This window comes from Polyangiaceae bacterium, assembly GCA_020633235.1.
Taxonomy (GTDB): domain Bacteria; phylum Myxococcota_A; class Polyangia; order Polyangiales; family Polyangiaceae; genus JACKEA01.
Genome location: JACKEA010000003.1, coordinates 447,819 through 463,537, shown reverse-complemented (window position 1 = coordinate 463,537; position 15,719 = coordinate 447,819). Strand labels below are relative to the sequence as shown.

General features: G+C 68.0%; 13 protein-coding genes. 8 read left to right on the top strand and 5 right to left on the bottom strand.

What is annotated here, in order from left to right:
- The first annotated feature begins 40 nt into the window (after positions 1–40).
- From H6717_18860 to H6717_18850, 3 genes are read left to right on the top strand one after another with little or no spacing between them, the layout of a single operon-like run.
- A complete protein-coding gene (locus tag H6717_18860) occupies positions 41–1,990 on the top strand; it encodes a hypothetical protein (protein MCB9579097.1) in 1,950 nt (649 codons plus the stop codon).
- Entirely contained in the window at positions 1,987–2,649 is a 663-nt protein-coding gene (locus tag H6717_18855) for a TrkA family potassium uptake protein (GenBank protein ID MCB9579096.1), read from the top strand. Before H6717_18860 ends, H6717_18855 begins: the two co-directional genes overlap by 4 nt.
- Positions 2,646–3,560, top strand: a complete 915-nt coding sequence (locus tag H6717_18850; GenBank protein ID MCB9579095.1) for a hypothetical protein — start codon at positions 2,646–2,648, stop codon at positions 3,558–3,560. Before H6717_18855 ends, H6717_18850 begins: the two co-directional genes overlap by 4 nt.
- On the opposite strand, the gene H6717_18845 is transcribed toward H6717_18850, so the two are convergent.
- Positions 3,535–4,452 carry a hypothetical protein gene (locus H6717_18845; protein ID MCB9579094.1) on the bottom strand — a complete coding sequence of 306 codons (918 nt, stop codon included), beginning with the start codon at positions 4,450–4,452 and terminating at the stop codon, positions 3,535–3,537. The genes H6717_18850 and H6717_18845 overlap by 26 nt on opposite strands.
- 63 nt (positions 4,453–4,515) lie before the next feature.
- On the opposite strand from H6717_18845, the gene H6717_18840 reads away from it, so the two are divergent.
- Positions 4,516–5,097, top strand: a complete 582-nt coding sequence (locus H6717_18840) for a DedA family protein (protein ID MCB9579093.1) — start codon at positions 4,516–4,518, stop codon at positions 5,095–5,097.
- Positions 5,098–5,239: 142 nt separating this feature from the next.
- On the top strand, positions 5,240–7,006 hold the full coding sequence (locus H6717_18835; GenBank protein MCB9579092.1) for a sel1 repeat family protein: 1,767 nt from the start codon (positions 5,240–5,242) through the stop codon (positions 7,004–7,006).
- A gap of 3 nt (positions 7,007–7,009) precedes the next feature.
- Here H6717_18835 and H6717_18830 read toward each other — a convergent pair whose 3' ends face one another.
- From H6717_18830 to H6717_18815, 4 genes are all read right to left on the bottom strand, one after another.
- Positions 7,010–7,930 (bottom strand): SGNH/GDSL hydrolase family protein, encoded by a 921-nt coding sequence (locus H6717_18830; GenBank protein ID MCB9579091.1) that lies wholly within the window; start codon positions 7,928–7,930, stop codon positions 7,010–7,012.
- A gap of 34 nt (positions 7,931–7,964) precedes the next feature.
- Positions 7,965–8,621: a queuosine precursor transporter gene (locus tag H6717_18825; GenBank protein ID MCB9579090.1), complete on the bottom strand. Its 657-nt coding sequence runs from the start codon at positions 8,619–8,621 to the stop codon at positions 7,965–7,967.
- A 96-nt stretch (positions 8,622–8,717) separates the two neighbouring features.
- On the bottom strand, positions 8,718–10,076 hold the full coding sequence (locus H6717_18820; GenBank protein ID MCB9579089.1) for a cysteine--tRNA ligase: 1,359 nt from the start codon (positions 10,074–10,076) through the stop codon (positions 8,718–8,720).
- 224 nt (positions 10,077–10,300) lie between these two features.
- Positions 10,301–11,569 (bottom strand): hypothetical protein, encoded by a 1,269-nt coding sequence (locus H6717_18815; GenBank protein ID MCB9579088.1) that lies wholly within the window; start codon positions 11,567–11,569, stop codon positions 10,301–10,303.
- 69 nt (positions 11,570–11,638) lie between these two features.
- On the opposite strand from H6717_18815, the gene H6717_18810 reads away from it, so the two are divergent.
- From H6717_18810 to H6717_18800, 3 genes are read left to right on the top strand one after another with little or no spacing between them, the layout of a single operon-like run.
- Positions 11,639–13,255, top strand: coding sequence for a carboxylate-amine ligase (locus H6717_18810; protein MCB9579087.1), 1,617 nt, complete (start codon positions 11,639–11,641; stop codon positions 13,253–13,255).
- Positions 13,252–14,127: a succinylglutamate desuccinylase/aspartoacylase family protein gene (locus tag H6717_18805; protein ID MCB9579086.1), complete on the top strand. Its 876-nt coding sequence runs from the start codon at positions 13,252–13,254 to the stop codon at positions 14,125–14,127. The genes H6717_18810 and H6717_18805 overlap by 4 nt, the downstream gene beginning before the upstream one ends.
- Positions 14,127–15,701 carry a PHP domain-containing protein gene (locus H6717_18800; GenBank protein ID MCB9579085.1) on the top strand — a complete coding sequence of 525 codons (1,575 nt, stop codon included), beginning with the start codon at positions 14,127–14,129 and terminating at the stop codon, positions 15,699–15,701. The genes H6717_18805 and H6717_18800 overlap by 1 nt, the downstream gene beginning before the upstream one ends.
- Positions 15,702–15,719: the final 18 nt, after the last annotated feature.

Genomic DNA, 15,719 nt, shown 5'->3' with positions numbered 1-15,719 from the left:
TCCTAGGGGCGAGCCCACGCGGTAGCTGGTACGGGCGATCATGGATCCGTCCTCCGCGCGCCTCCTGACGTTGGCACCGCTGGCAGCGGCGGCGGCGCTGTCGTTGGCGCCGGGGCGCTACGGAGTGATCGCGGCCGCGGCGATCTTGGCGTTGGTGAGCGGCGGCGCGTTGGCGCGCAGCTCCCGGGTGGCGCGGGTGCTCGCGGCGGTGGGGCTCGTCGCGGTGCCGGTGGTGGGCGCGGCGAAGGTGGCGGCGTCCCCGGCCCTGGCGCTGGGCGTGGTGGTGGCGCTGGCCTTGGCGCTGCCGGCGCTCACGTCGAGCGCCGAGAGCGATGGAGACATTCGCGCTCGGCGGGCGCGCGCGCTTCGCGGTGCGGCGTCGGTCGCGTTGCTCGGCTTCGTCGCGGGCATCGCCGGTGGACTGCTCTCGAACGAGCGCTGGAGCCTGGGCTTCGGCCTGGCGCTGTTGATCGCGGACGGCTTTGCGGTGCTGTGGCTGGCTACGGCGGAGCGCGGCGTCGGCTTTTGGGTCGTCGTCGTGGGCGTGATCGGATCCATCGTGTGCGCGGGGCTCATCCGCGGCGTGGCCGGCGCGGACTGCTTGGCGCTGGGGCCGGCCATCGCGGCGTTGGTGGCGCAGCCCGACGACTCGACGGAAGGCCTCGGCGCGCTGTCGTGGGCGCTGGAGCACCCGGCGCGGCTGGTGGTCTCCACGTTCTTGCTCTTGTGCGTGCTCGGCGCCCTCGCGCTGGCGCTGCCGCTGAGCTCGGCCACGCCCACGGCCATCGGCGTCTTGGATGCGGCGTTCACGTCCGTGAGCGCGGTGTGCGTCACCGGGCTCATCGTGCTGGATACGCCCAACGCCTTCAGCGGCTTCGGTCAGTTGGTGCTGGTACTGCTGATCCAGGTGGGCGGCCTGGGCATCATGGCCTTCTACACCGTGGCGCTGCGCGCTCTGGGCCGACGGCTGAGCCTGCGGCACGAGGTGACCGTGGCCGGCGCCCTGAGCGTGGAGCAAGAAGGCAAGCTGTTCGGCGCCGTGGCGCGCGTGCTGGCGGTCACCTTCGTGAGCGAAGCGCTGGGGGTGCTGCTCTTGTTGCTCGCGTTCGTGAACGCTGGCGAGGGATTTCGCTCCGCCCTGTGGCGGGCGGTGTTCACCAGCGTGTCGGCCTTCTGCAACGCGGGCTTCGCGCTGCAAACCGACAGCCTGATCCCCTATCAACAGAGCCCGCTGGTGCTGCACACGGTGGCGGGGCTGATCATCGCGGGCGGTCTCTCGCCGTTGGCCATCGTGGCGCTGCCGGCGCTGATTCGGCGGCGGCCCACACCCTTGCAGGTGAAGCTGGTGCTCAGCGTGACGGCGCTGTTGCTGGTGGCCAGCACCGTGGCTTTTCTGAGCTTCGAGTGGTCCGCGAGCCTCGCGCACCTGGGCTTTGGCGCGCGGGTGAACAACGCCTGGTTCCAAGCGGTCACCCTGCGCACGGCGGGCTTCAACTCCGTGGATCTGATGGAGAGCCGGCCGGCGACGCGCTCGTTGATGATGGCGATGATGTTCGTGGGGGGCAGCCCCGGTGGCACGGCGGGCGGCATCAAGACCACCACGGCGGCGGTGTTGGTGCTGGCGGTGGCGGCGGCCATGCGCGGCCGCACGCACATCGCGGCCTTCGGTCGGCACATTCGCCACACCTCGGTGTACAAGGCGGTGGCCGTTACCACTGTGGGGCTCTTGACCTGCATGGCGGGCGTGACGGCGATGCAGCTGACGCAGGATTTGCCCTTCGACGTGGGCGTGTTCGAGGTGGTTTCGGCCCTGGGCACCGTGGGGCTGTCATTGAACGGTACCTCTCACCTCGACGAAGTGGGCAAGGTCGTGATCATGGTGTGCATGTTCATGGGTCGCGTGGGCCCGCTGACGTTGTTCCTGTTCTTGGCGGAGCAGCGCGCCGGCGCCACGTGGGTGTACCCGGACGAGGAGATCGACGTCGGATGAAAAAGCAGGCCATCGTGGTGGGGCTCGGGCAGTTCGGGCTCGCGCTGGTGCGCTCCCTCAGCCAACGTGGCGTGGAAGTCCTGGCGGTCGACGAGAACGAAGAGCGCGTGCGGGCGGCGGCGCCGCTGGCGGCGTCTGCGGTGTGCTTCGATGCCACGGACGAGGCGGCCCTGGGGCGGGCGGCGCCGGCCCGACGCGACCTCACCGTGTGCGCCATCGGTGACGAATCTCGCGAGGCGTCCATCATTTGCACCGCGCTCTTGCGTCAGATGGGGGCGCGGCACGTGGTGGCGCGCGCCACTGACGAGCTGCACGAGCGCATCTTGCGGCTGGTGGGCGCGCACGAAGTGGTGAACCCCGAGCGCGCTTTCGGGGAGCGCTTCGCCACGCGACTCTTGTACCGCTCCGTGATCGACGAAGTGCCGCTGGGAGAAGATTTGGTGATCACGGAGATCCGCCCGCCCAAGGCCTTCGTGGGGCGCACGTTGGTGGAGCTGGCGCTGCCGCGCCACTACGGCATCACGGTGGTGGCCACGCGGCGCGAGCAACAAGGCGTGTCCACGCCCAACCCGCACGAGAAGCTCTCTTCCGAGGAGATCCTCCTGGTGGTGGCGGCGCCCGGCGCCGTGGGCGCCATGATGGAGAAGGTGGGCTCGTGAACCTCCGCACGCGGCGGCGCCTCACGCTGAGCATCGGCTTCTTGCTCGCCATCCAGCTGGTGACGTCGGCGGGGGCCATCGTGCTGTTCGCGCGCATGACGCCGGCCATCGAGCGGATCCTGCGGGAGAACGTGTACAGCGCCGAGGCGGTGGAAGTGATGCTCGGCGCGCTGGCCGAAGCAGAGCAGGACCCTGGGGCGCGGGAGCGCTTCTTCGGCGCGCTCGCTCGGGCCAAGGACAACGTGACGGAAGAAGACGAGCGTCCGCCTCTGGCCACGCTGGAGCGCGTGGGGGACCGAGCGATCTCGGGGGACGCGGCGGCCACCACGGAGGCGTTGACGGCGCTCCGAAAGCTGGGCGCCGTGAACCGCTCCGCGATGCAGCGCGCCGATCAAGACGCTCAGCGGTTGGGCTCGGCGGGCGCCTGGGCGGCGGTGTTCTTGGGCCTCGCGGGGCTCTTCGCCAGCGCGCTCACGGTGCGGCGGCTGCATCGCCGGCTGCTCTTGCCGCTGTCGGAGATCGTGGCCGTGGCGCGCGCGGCACGGGCGAACGACCCGCGGCGCCGCTGCGTCCGCACCCACGCTACCGGCGAGCTCGAGACCGTGATGATCGCCCTGAACGAGCTCTTGGACGACCGCGAGCGCGCGCCGCAGCAGGCGCCAGAGCTCGACACGCGCGAGCACCACGCTCTGCTCGCGCTCTTGGACCGGCGCGAAGAGCCAGCGTTCATCTTGGATGCAGACGGGGCGGTGGTCGCGGCCAGCGCTTCGGCGCTGAAACGCCTCGCGGCCTCCGACACGCTGCGCGGCGACCTCGCTCGGGCGGCGTCTGGAGAGCCCGTGGACGAGATCTCCGTCGAATCCCTGGGCGAGGCGGGCAGCCTCGCTACGCTGCGGCCATCCGACTCGTGAGCATCCCGGCGATCCAGCCGCCGATACCGCCCACGGCCAGCGCCACGAGCAGCGCGCCGAAGACCCCGCCGAGAGGATCGGACGGTGAGAAATGTCGGGGCAGGTACAGCGCCATGGCCACGGCGAAGCCGAGCCACCCGGCGAAGCTCACGTTCACACCTTCCCGCGCGGCGGCGGCTTGCACCACCAAGGCGATGGCTACCAGCGCGAACAGCACAATCTCGAGCCCGCGTCCAAAGGGCACCGGCGGCAGCACGTGTACGTGCAGCGTCTTGCCCACGGAGCCTGTGAGGCTCTCGAGCCGCACGTGCACCGCGCCGTCTCCCGGTAGGTCCACCGTGTCGCGCGCCGTATCGATCGCGTGAGCGGCGCTCACCTGCGGCGCGCGCCGCCGCGATCCGCGCACCATGGTGGCGGAGCGGGAGAAGTCTCCCTCCATGCGGGCGCTCTCGCCGCCACGTTCGAGATTCAACACGAAGTGGCCTTCCGCGGCGCTGCGACCATGGGCCAGGGTCCCTTGCGCTTCGATGTCGAAACGGTGACCGCCGGGGACTTCGAGGGTTCCATCGGGCGCCGCGAGGGTGAGCTCCGCGCTGGACACCACCTTGGGAGGGAACAGGGTGTGGCCGATTTCCACCTCACACACCACCACCACCAACACCGCGACCAAGAGCGCGATCCCGCGCACCCGGCTGCTGCCGTTCTGCAGCTTGATGGTTCCCACCAGCGCCACGATGAGCGGCAGAGAAAGCGCCAAGATCAGGGCTTCTACGCCCCTGAGGGCGTCGAAACGTGTGCCCGCCACGAGCAGCACCACCACCACGGCGCCGAGCAGGAAGCGAAAGCGAATGATCAGCTCGATGAAGGAGCCAGCGGTTGCACGTGTTGCCATGCGAGTTAGGTTCCCGGCGCCGTCGTCCGGTCCGACCCACGTGATATAGCACCACCCTTCACCATGCTGGCAGAGCTCGTCGCACGATATGGATACCTGGCGGTGCTCGTCGGGACGTTCCTCGAAGGCGAGACGGTGCTGGTGATGGCGGGCTACGCCGCAAACCGCGGCTACCTCTCGCTACCCATCGTGATGGCGCTCGCGTTCATCGGCAGCTTGAGCGGTGATCAAGTTGCATTTTTCATCGGTCACTTCTTCGGTCGCGGTTTGGTCGCACGCTGGCCATCGCTCGAACCGAAAGTGCAGCGCGTCCAGAAAATCCTGGCGCGTCGAAGGGTTCCGCTGATCTTGGGCTTCCGCTTCTTGTACGGCTTGCGGAACGTCACTCCGCTCGCCATCGGAATGTCCGGTCTGCCGCCCCGGCAATTTGCACCGCTCAATGCCGTGGGGGCTTTGGTGTGGGCAGTCGCAGTGGGCGCGCTGGGCTTTGCATTTGGCAGGGGGCTCGAGCTGGTGCTGGAGCGGGCGCACGAGTACGAAGCTTGGATCCTCGGGGGCCTGGCGGTGGTGGGCATCGGCCTTTGGACGTGGCGTCGATTGCGCCATCGACGGCCCAACTCCCCCGACGTTCCAGCAGAAAGCTGACTTCCGGGGTCGTCGCGAATCCCGTCGCTTGTCGCCTCTGGCTGACCGCTACTACGGTACCTGGATGACGAGAGCGGCAAGGCGGTGGCCGTGGATGGGCGTTCTTGCGTTGGTCGGGTGCGGTACGGGCGCGCACGAGGCGATGCGACCCGAGCCCCCCACGGCAGCAGAGGCTACCGGACGCACCTCGATCCCGGCGGTAGACGGTCCATCCTCTCCGTTGGTGGTGGACTGGAAGGCGGAGCAGCGCGCCGATCTGGAGGAGGCCATTCACGATGGTATTGCGGTGGTGGCCTGGGACGACAAGGGGCTGCGGTTGCTCAAGCGTTGCCATGTGACGGGCAGCTACGGATACCTGCCGGTGCAAGTGAAGAAGGACGTCGTGCGCCTCGAGAGCGCGGACGACGTGCGTGCCAGTCTTCCCCTCGGAGGCCTGGGTATTGCAGGCAAGATCGGGGGCGGGTTCAGTCAAGGCACGACGCTGGACATTGCACTCGCGATGGTCGGGAAACGTCGTACCACCTGGAACGACGTCACTCGGGACGACCTCACAGGAAAGTGCGACCGCGCGACACACTATGTGCGAGCCATTCTAGTCGGCGCCTTTGCGATGAAGACTGGATCCCGGGCGCATGCGGAAGCCGCTGCCGAGATCTTCGGAGCGGGAGCCAGCGGAGAGTCGTCGAGCTCCAAGGACGTGGGCACGTCCGACGGGCGACTGGATGCTTGCGAGAAGGCCACCGGGGAGGAGGCGAAGCCCCCAAGCGGGTGTGCGGCGATTCTTCGCCTCGAGCTCGAGCCGATTGTCGCCGCTGGGAGCAGGCCAGTGGCAGAGCCGAAGCCGGCGACGCAGGAAACCAAGACCGTGGAGTCCAAGGCGGAGGAAGGGTGTCCGCTAGGGTTCGTGTTTTCTGGGGGAGCCTGCAAGAAGAGCGCTGACGACCGCCCCCACGCCTGCGCCCCCGACGACCCACGAGAATGCGAGACACAATGTAAGAAGGGGGACGCTCCCAGCTGCGATCGGCTGGGGTCGCTGATCGCGCGGGGAAAGCTCGGGGCGCCGGACGAAGCGTCCATTCTCGCGGCGTACGGCAAGTCGTGCTCGCGAGGCTACGCCAACGGCTGCGCGAACCTCGGAGTGCGCCTGCTGTACGGGAAGAGCCGCGACAACGACAAGGCCCTCTCCGCACTGCAGCGTGGCTGCTTGATGGGCAGCGCGCGGTCCTGCGAGATAGTCGGCGAGCTATTGCTTTATGGTGTCAACGGGCGTCCGAAGGATCCCCTTGGCGCCCTTCGGTTCTTCGTGAAAGGCTGCGAAGGCGGGGATTTCACTGCCTGCACCAATGCTGGGTTCTTGTACGCCGGTGGCGGCGGCAGCGCAGTACCGCGGGATGACAGCAAGGCGTTGGAATATGGTCGCCGGGCCTGCTACGGCGGCAACTCGACTGCTTGTGGCAACGCCGGTTACAAGATCGAGCTCGGGCAATCCGTAAAAGCCGATCCAAAGCTTGCGCTCGCCCTTTACAATCGAGCGTGCCGTTTGTCGCCCGCGGAGTGTTTCCGGAGCGGGCTCTTGCTTGCGACCGGCGCGCCTGGAGTTCCCAAGAACGATCAGAAAGCCCAGGCTGACCTGGCCGCCGCGTGCGGGACTGGTTCCGGTCTGCCTACCATCGCGTGTGTGGTTTCGGCTCGGCTATACAACTCGAGCGCCAAGCCCAATCCCAACGGCCTCCGCCGCACCATCGAGACGATGAAGCCGCAGTGCGATCAGAAGGATGGGCGCGCGTGCACTTTCCTCGCAATCGCAGAGTACGGGCAGGGCAAGACGGCCGACGCCACAAAGCACTTCCGCTTAGCTTGCGGCTTCAAGGACCCGCTGGCATGCGAGCTGGGCAAGCGCCTGAGGTAGTCACTACGGTGCGGCTACCATCGCCGGCCAGAACAGCTCGCGGATGGCCTCGTGGCCGGCGGTGTTCGGGTGGATGCAGTCGACGAACCACCAGGTGTCCGGCTTGTTCACCGCGTGGTCGTAGAAGTCGGCGTGGAGGTCGAGCAGCTCCACGTTCGGATACTTGTCCGCCTCCGTTTGCATGGCGTCGTTCCACGGCTGGAGCAGCGGATCGGTCTTGGTTCCGGTGGGGAAGGCCGACAGCAGCCCCGGGCACTTGCTGCCGCTGGAGAACGAGAAGTCTCCGGTACCACCGCTTGGATCGTACACGTTGGTGAGCAGCACCTGCACCTGTACGCCGGGGCCGAAGCGATCCGGCTTGGTGAGCTCCGCGAAGGTGTCGTCGATGTTCTTCGTGAAGGCCGCGAGCTGGTTGCTCACGTCCTGACCCAGAAGCACGGCGGGCAGCGCGGCCTGCACGTCGTTGCCGCCAATGGTACCGACCACGAGCACCGGACCCGGCAAAGAAGCGGGTAGACCCTTCACCTGGTTCACGAGATCCGGCGTCTTCGCGCCACCCTTGGACACCTTGAGGACGTTCACGCTGCCCCAACAGGTGGTGAGGTCCTTGCCCTGCCAGTCGGGATACAAGCCGTCGTCGTTCTGCACCAACAGGTCACGATAGAAGGGCTGCTGGGCGGGCAGGTTGGTGCCGGAGCCGACGTCGGAAATCGAGTCGCCCACCACCACGAAGGTTCCGTACGGACTGGGACAGGTCTTGGTCGTGCTGCCGCCAGCGCCGCCGGTCCCCATGCCCGCGCCGCCACCGGTCCCCGTTCCTGCGCCGCCACCGCTTCCGCCGCCGCCGCTGCTGTCGTCCGAGCCTCCGCAAGCCACGGCAAGCACACCCAACACCGACAGCACGAAAATACGGCGAAGCATCATGACAAGAACCTCCGAGCCGTAACTTAGCGCAACTTCAGGTCTCCAGGGAGAAGGGCGTGAACTTCGTGTCGGTATCGAAGTAGTCCTCGCGCTCTGCACGTTTCAGGGCGCCGACGACGCGATAGGTGATGGGCGTGGCAACGACCTCCCAGCCCACCTTCAAGAAGTAGTTCGCCACCATTACCTTCACGAGCAGGTCGTGGGACCACACGCCGTAGAAGGCCAGCGGGTAGAACACCAGCGTGTCGCAGGCTTCGCCCAGGATGGTGGAGCCGATGGTGCGGGTCCACAGCCAGCGGCCGCGGGTCAGGATCTTGAGCTTGGCCAGGGAGTAGGAGTTGGCAAACTCGCCGCAGAAGTAGCCGATGAGCGACGCCAGGGCGATGCGCCAGGTGGAACCGAAGGCGCGCTCGATCACCGCTTGGTCGTTCCAGCCCGCGGCAGGCGGCAGGTGCACCACCACCCAGCTCATCAAGGAAGCGAAGGCCAACGCGCCGAAGCCGGCCCACACCACCTTGCGGGAGCGCGCGTAGCCATACACCTCGGTGAGCACGTCGCCGAACAGGTAGCTCAGCGGAAAGAACAGATTGCCGGCCCCGAAGGTGAAGCTCCTGCCGAACAGCGTGACCTCGGTGACCTTGGAGACGCCGATCAGGTTCGCGCACAGGAGCACGCACACGAACGCCGCCATGATCAGGTCGTAGTAGCGGTAGCTCCGCGTCGTCACCGAGCCGGCATCTTACATGGATGATGTTGGCTCGGCGCGAATCCCGTCGCGGGGCGGACGTCATTTCGCCCCGCGGACCAGGCGCGCGCCGGCCGGCGTGTCGCGGATCTCGAAGCCGGCGCGTCGGATGGCGTCGCGCAGGCGATCCGCCGTCGCGAAGTCGCCGGCGCGCCGCGCGTCTTCGCGCTCCGCGAGGAGCGGCGCGAGGGCGGCGTCGCCCTGCTCGTCGAGCGCGTGGACGGCTGCGCCGAGGCCCAGCGCGTCCGTCATGGCGCGGAGCAGCCGCGCGTCGCGCCGGCTCTCGTGCAGGATCGCGAGGGCACGCGGCGTGTCCAGGTCGTCCGCGAGGGCCGCGCGAAACGCCACCCAGCGCGGTTCGTCCGCATCCGGAGGTTCGCGCGGTGCGCCTTGCAGGGCTTGTCCAATGCGCGTCAGTGCGCGCTGCGCGGCTGCCAGGCTCTGCCACGACAGATCGATGCGCTGCCGGTAGCGCGCGCCGAGCAGCAGCAAACGGTACGCCAGCGGCGCGATCCCGCGCTCTCGCACGTCGTCCAGGTTCGGCGCGCCCCCGCGAGATTTGCTGATCTTCTCGCTGTTCAGCACCACCCACTCGGAGTGCACCCAGTAGCGCACCCAGGGCCGGACGCCGAGGGCGTGCTCGGACTGCGCCAGCTCGTTCTCGTGGTGAACCGGGATGTGATCGACGCCGCCGGTGTGGATGTCGAGCTGGGCGCCCAAGTGGTGGCTGGCCATGGCACTGCACTCGATGTGCCAGCCGGGAAAGCCGACGCCCCAGGGGCTCGGCCATTCCATCTGCCGGCGCGACTCCCGTGGCGAAAGTTTCCACAGCGCGAAGTCCGCGTCGTTCCGCTTTGCGCCGGCGCCTACCAGGCGCTCTTGCACTTCGGTTGCCGCCGCGGCGGCGCGGAAACGGCCGTAGCGCTCGGCCCGGGACGTGTCGAAGTACACGCCGTCCGGCGTGGCGTAGGTGAGCCCGCGTGCTTCGAGCTTTTCGACCATGGCGATCTGCTCTGGAACGTGCGCGCTGGCGTAGGCCCACACCTCCGGCGGCTGAACGCTCAGCAGCGCCAGATCCCGCTGGAACAGCTCGGTGAAGTGCGCCGCGATGTCCTCCGCGCGCCGGCCGCTCTGCTGCGCGGACAGCTCCATCTTGTCGTCGCCCTGGTCGGCGTCGTCCGTCAGGTGCCCCACGTCCGTGATGTTGATGACGTGCCGCGGCTCGTGGCCGAACAGGCGCAGAGTACGCTTGAGCACGTCGGCGAACACGTAGGGCCGCATGTTGCCCAGGTGCTGCCGCGCGTACACCGTGGGGCCGCAGGAGTAGATGCTCACCCGCGGGGGCGCGATCGGGACGAGCTCCTTCTTCTGCTGACTCAAGCTGTCGAATAGCGTGACCATCGTCTCTTCCTTTCCCGTGCGGGCGGGACGAGACGTTCGGTGCACCGCCGGCCGCCTCGTACCCGGGCCGCGTGCAACGATCTCGAAAAGCGCACTACCGCCGGGTCGCCGAACAGCGACAACACGCGAAGACGGTGTGTCGGAGCGAGCCGGAGGTCATGCCGGAGAGAGTAACAGGCTCGGGGCTCGAGGCAAGGCCGCCGGGATGACGGCGGCGGGAGGCGTCAGTACCAGACGGCGCCGATCCCGGCGGACGCCAGCCACGGCACCTTGTCGTTCACCTTGGGCAGCAGCATCGCGAACAGACGGATCTGCGAGTTCGCGTTTTCGGCGCTCTCCAGCTTGGTGATGTCGAGATCCAGCTCCACGCCCCCGTAGTTGAAGTTCGTCTGCGCCTTGTCCTGGTTCTGTCCGATCTCCAGCGTGGTGATCACCGCTGGCGAGTAGGCCAGACCGAGGGCCACGCCGCGCCACAGGTTCGTCGCTCGGAAATCTCCCAGACCGAACTGCACGCCCAGCTGCAGAGGGACGATGGCGTACAGGAACGCCTTGTTCTCGTACTGCGTGTCGCGAGACGAGAGCTGGTTGTTCGACAGGTGATAGGTGTAGCCAACGGGCGGGCGCACGTAGAGCACGTTCAGATCCAGCCCCGCGCCGATGCGAAAGCCCTGCCAGCCCTTGCCCTCTCCCGGCTTCGGCAGCGGCATGAACAGGAACGACACGTGGGCGCCGATGCCGCCGCCGATGCCGTAGGTGTTCTTCTTGCCGACCTCGAGCTCGGTGGAGACCGGATTTCGATCGATGTACTGCACGTCGGGGATCAGGAGCCCGGTCATCATCGCGCGGATGCCGTAGGTCGCCTTCACGCCGCCGCGGTTCTCCCACGCCGCGCGGATTGCCTCGGGGCTATCCGGCGGCGGGCCCTCGTCCTCTTCGTTGGGCAGGATGTAGCCCGCCGCCTGGGGCGCCCCTTGGCCAGGCGCTTCTGCCGCCGGTGCGGGCGTGGCCTCCGGCGCCGGTTTCGTCGCGGGCGCCACACCCAGGAGCGCCGCCACTGCTGCGGGCACTTCCTCCGCCGACGCCACGCTCTTGCTTTCGTTTCCGCTCTGTTTCGCGAGCACGACGCTGACGCCCGCGTCGGTCTTGCTCACGCGCACCAAGAGCGCCGCGCCGAGTCCTTTCTGCACGATGGCGAGCTTGTCGGGATCCGTGCTCACGCGGCCGCCGTCGATGGCGTCGACGTCCGTGGCCACGTGCACCACGTCCGCCTTGGGATCCGGCTGATAGCCCTTTTCCCGCGCCGTTTCGTACAACTTCGCCCGGAGCTTGGCGTTGTCCGTCTCGTCCTCGAAGACGTCGACGATCACGACGACGGTGCCCCGCGACTTCTCGGCCGCTGCCGGCTCCGCGGCGCGCGCGACCCTCGGAGCGAGAGCTTCCGCGCCGAGCCAACCCAAAAAGAAAAAGGTCCCCAAGCGTCGTCGAAGCATCACGAATACGGACTCTACACCCGGCGCGGGCGCTTTTCCGCAGCCCTGAGGGCCTGATATCGTCATTTGTCGATGAGCAAGAAGGCTGGGGTGGAGAAGGGCTCTCGGATCCGTCACCTGACGCGGCAGCTGGCGCCGGCCCGGACGCGGGACGTCGAGTCCAAGGAGTTCGGTCGGCTGCAACAGACGCTCGTGGATCGCTGGCTCGCGTTGCACGACATGGACAATCGACCGCGCGACGTGGTGGTGGTGCCGTCGCTGTCGCTCGACGGCTTCCAGCTCGCCGCCATCCCCGGCATCACCCACTACGAAGAGCGCATGCTGTTCACCTTGGGGCTCTTGAGGCACCCGCGGGCACGGCTGGTGTACGTGACGTCGCAGCCCCTGCATCCTGCGGTGCTCGACTACTACCTGGCGTTGATCGGCGGCATTCCCACGGCCCACGCCCGGGAGCGGCTGACGATGATCGCCTGTTACGACACCTCGCCGCGTCCGCTCACGCAGAAGATCCTCGAACGCCCGCGGCTCATCGAGCGCATCCGCGACGGCATCGACGAAAGCCGCGCGCACATGACGGTGTTCACCGTGAGCCGCGCGGAGCAGCAGCTCGCGGTGAAGCTCGGCATTCCTCTGTACGGCGTGAATCCCGATCTGTTGCACCTCGGTACCAAGAGCGGCTCGCGCAAAGTGTTTCGCCAAGCGCAGATCCCGCTGCCACCCGGCACGGAAGATCTGCACTCCGAGCGCGAGGTGGCAGAAGCCGTCGCGGCGCTGTGGGAGGAGCATCCCAAGCTCAAGCGCGTGGTCGTGAAGCTGAACCAGGGCTTCAGTGGCGAAGGCAACGCGGTCCTGCCCCTCGGCAAGCGGCTCGCCAAGGTGGCACCAGGAAGCGCTCCGCACAAGGCGCGCGTCAGCGGCATCTGCGAGGCGTTGCCGCACCTTCGCTTCATGGCGCCGGACGAGAGTTGGGCGCGTTTTTCCCAGGAAATGCAGAGCATTGGCGGCGTGGTGGAGGCCTTCATGGAGGGCAAGGAGAAGCGCAGCCCGAGCGCGCAGCTGCGCATCAACCCGCGGGGGGATCTGCAAGCGATGAGCACCCACGACCAGGTGCTCGGTGGCCGCGATGGTCAAACGTACCAGGGCTGTCGTTTCCCCGCGGACCCCGGCTACGCCAAGCTGATCCAGAACGACGCCCTGAAGGTCGGGGAGATCTTGCTGCGGCGCGGCGTCGTCGGGCGCGTGGCCGTGGACTTCGTCACCGTCAAGCGAGACGACGGCAGCTGGGACCGCTACGCCATCGAGATCAACCTGCGCATGACGGGCACGACGCATCCGATCATGACGCTGAAGCTCCTGAACGACGGCGACTACGATCCCGACTCCGGGCTCTACCTCACGCGGCGCCGGGAGCCGCGCTTCTACGTGTCCACGGACAACCTGATGGCGCCCCACTACCGCGGCCTGTTGCCCGACGACGTGCTCGACATCGCCGCCGTACACGAGATCCACTACCAGCCTTGGAAGGAGACCGGCGTGGTGTTTCACCTGCTCGGTGCGGTGAGCCAGTTCGGCAAGGTGGGGCTCACGGCCATCGGGGCCTCGCCGGAGGAAGCCGAGCACTGGTACAAGCGGGCCAAGGAAGTGCTAGACATCGAGACTTCGGCAGGGGGCAAAGGAGCCCACGAGTGATCCGACCCCATCCGAACGTCACCCACGCCTGGGAGCTCAGCGCCGACGGCGCCTTCGCCGGCCCCTACGTGGGCCTGATCGGCGCGCTGCACGGGAACGAGGTAGCCGGGCTCCGAGCCATCGAGCGGCTGAAGAACGATGCCGACGGCTTCGCCCGCCGCATGAAGAAGGGCACATTGGTCCTGATTCATGGCAACCCCCGGGCCACCGAGCAGAAGGCCCGCTACACCCGCGGTGGCGCCGACATCAACCGCCTGTTCGCCTACCACTTCGTGGAGGAGCTGGCGCGCGCCGCCTGGACCTACGAGCACCATCGGGCCCAAGAGCTGCGCCCTTTGATCACGGGGCTGGATGCCATGCTCGACCTGCATTCCGCAAGTCAACCCACGGTGCCGTTCGCGATCTGCGACGGCACTCCGGACGCCGTGGCGCTGGCGCAGAAGACGGGCTGCAAGGTGACCTACGGTTGGGATGGTCCCGGCATGCTGATGGAGCACGTGAGCATCGGCGCGCTGGTGGCTGCGGGTCGGCCCGCGGTGAGCGTGGAGTGCGGTCAGCACGCAGAGCCGGGCACACCGGACACCGCTTTCGAGGTGCTGACGCGATTCCTCGGAGCGCTGGGGGTCACGGATCATGCCGTCGCCGATGGGAATAGGGAGAGCTACGAGCTGTTTGGACGCGTGGTGAAGCCCACGCACAGCTTCGAGCTTTCGGGGGACTACCAGAGCTTCGATCGGCTCGAGGCCGGCGCCGTGCTCGGTAGAGGGGAAGGCGTGTCCATCACCGCGGAGCAGGAGGCGTACCTGCTGCTCCCCACGCCCAAGGCGGCCCGCGGCGAGGACATCGTGTATCTCGCTCGCAAGAAAGGCTGATGCCCTCGCCATCTCGGCTCGCGGATCTATTCGGGCCGAGCGCTGCCGTCGGCTGTCTGCTGGCCGCCGGCGTATTCGGATTTCAAGGATGTCGGTCCGCCGCGGAAGCTCCCGGTCCGGACGGCGGTGCGCGTCTCGCTGCCGACGCTGCGGCACGGGCGGCGGACGAAGCGGCGGGGCCCGGCGATCGCGAGCCGCCTTGGGGCAATCTCCACTACCGCGTCACGGACGCCCGCACCGGCGCGCCGATCCCGGTGAAGCTCACGTTCGTCGGGGCAAAGCCCTGGCCCACGCCGCAGTTCACGCGGCACGACGTCCCGATCCAGCTCGAGGGCGCCGTCGCGGCGCACAATCGCGTGTTCTCCCTCACCGGCACGGGCTCCGTGCGCATCCCCCAGGGGCGCTATGACGTCTGGGTGACCCGCGGCCCGGAGTGGTCGGCGGTGATCCGCAAAGGGCTCTCCGTCGCTGCTGCGCCGGTGCAGCTGTCGGCGTCCCTCTCCCACGTGGCGCCGATGGACGGCTGGACCAGCGCGGACTTTCACGTCCACGCGGCTCCGTCCTGGGACTCGAACGTGCCGCTGGAGGCGCGGGTGTACGAGTTCGCCGCCGAGGGCGTGGACGTGATCGTGTCGACGGATCACAACCTGGTGACGGACTACGCGCCGGTGGTGGACGAGCTGGGCGCCGGCGAGCTCTTGCGCAGCGCCCGCGGTGTGGAGGTCACCACCAAGGATTGGGGCCACTTCGGTGCCTTTCCTCTGGAACCCGACCCCAGCTGGGACGTGCTCGAGGGTCGCATGCTGTACGGCCACGCACCGAAGAAGCTGTTCCCGGACATCCGCAGCCACGCGCCGCACGCGGTCATCATCGTCAACCACCCGCGCTCGGTGCGTTTTGGCTACTTCGCCCTGGGCAAGCTGAACCCGAAGACCGCGCGCTTCGCCAAACCCGGAGCCTCAGGCGATTTCGACGCCGTGGAGATCATGAACGGCTACCAGGACCCGCTCTTGCTCACCCTCGACGCGACGCTGAAGGACTGGTTCGGGCTGCTCGCGTCCGGGCGCCACGTGGCGGCCACGGGGGACTCCGATACGCACCACTTGCAACACGACCTGGCCGGCTACCCGCGGAACTACGTGCGGGTTCGCCCCGGCGCGGGGCCGGATGCGCTGGCCGAAGCGCTGCGAGCGGGGCACGCGTTCTTCACGTCGGGGCCGCTGCTCCAGCTCGACGTCGGAGGAAAGAGCTTCGGAGATCTCGTGGTCGCCAAGAACGGCCGCATCGACGGCCACTTCACGGTGCGCGCGGCGCCCTGGATCGACGTCGACCACGTCCGGCTGTACGTCGGCGGCAAGCTCGAACGCGAGTGGGCGGTGCCACCCGGCGCCGAGGTGCGGCGCTTCGAAGGCGACATCTCCGTCAGCACAGCGAAGGATACGTTCATCGTGCTGCGCGCGGACGGCCATCACGCCCTCGGCCCGTCCGTGAGCGTTCGCTCCCGGCTGCGCCCCGTGGCCATCGGCAACCCCGTGTACGTGGACGCCGACGGCGACGGGAACTGGCGCCCCTGACGGAGCGACGAACAGCGC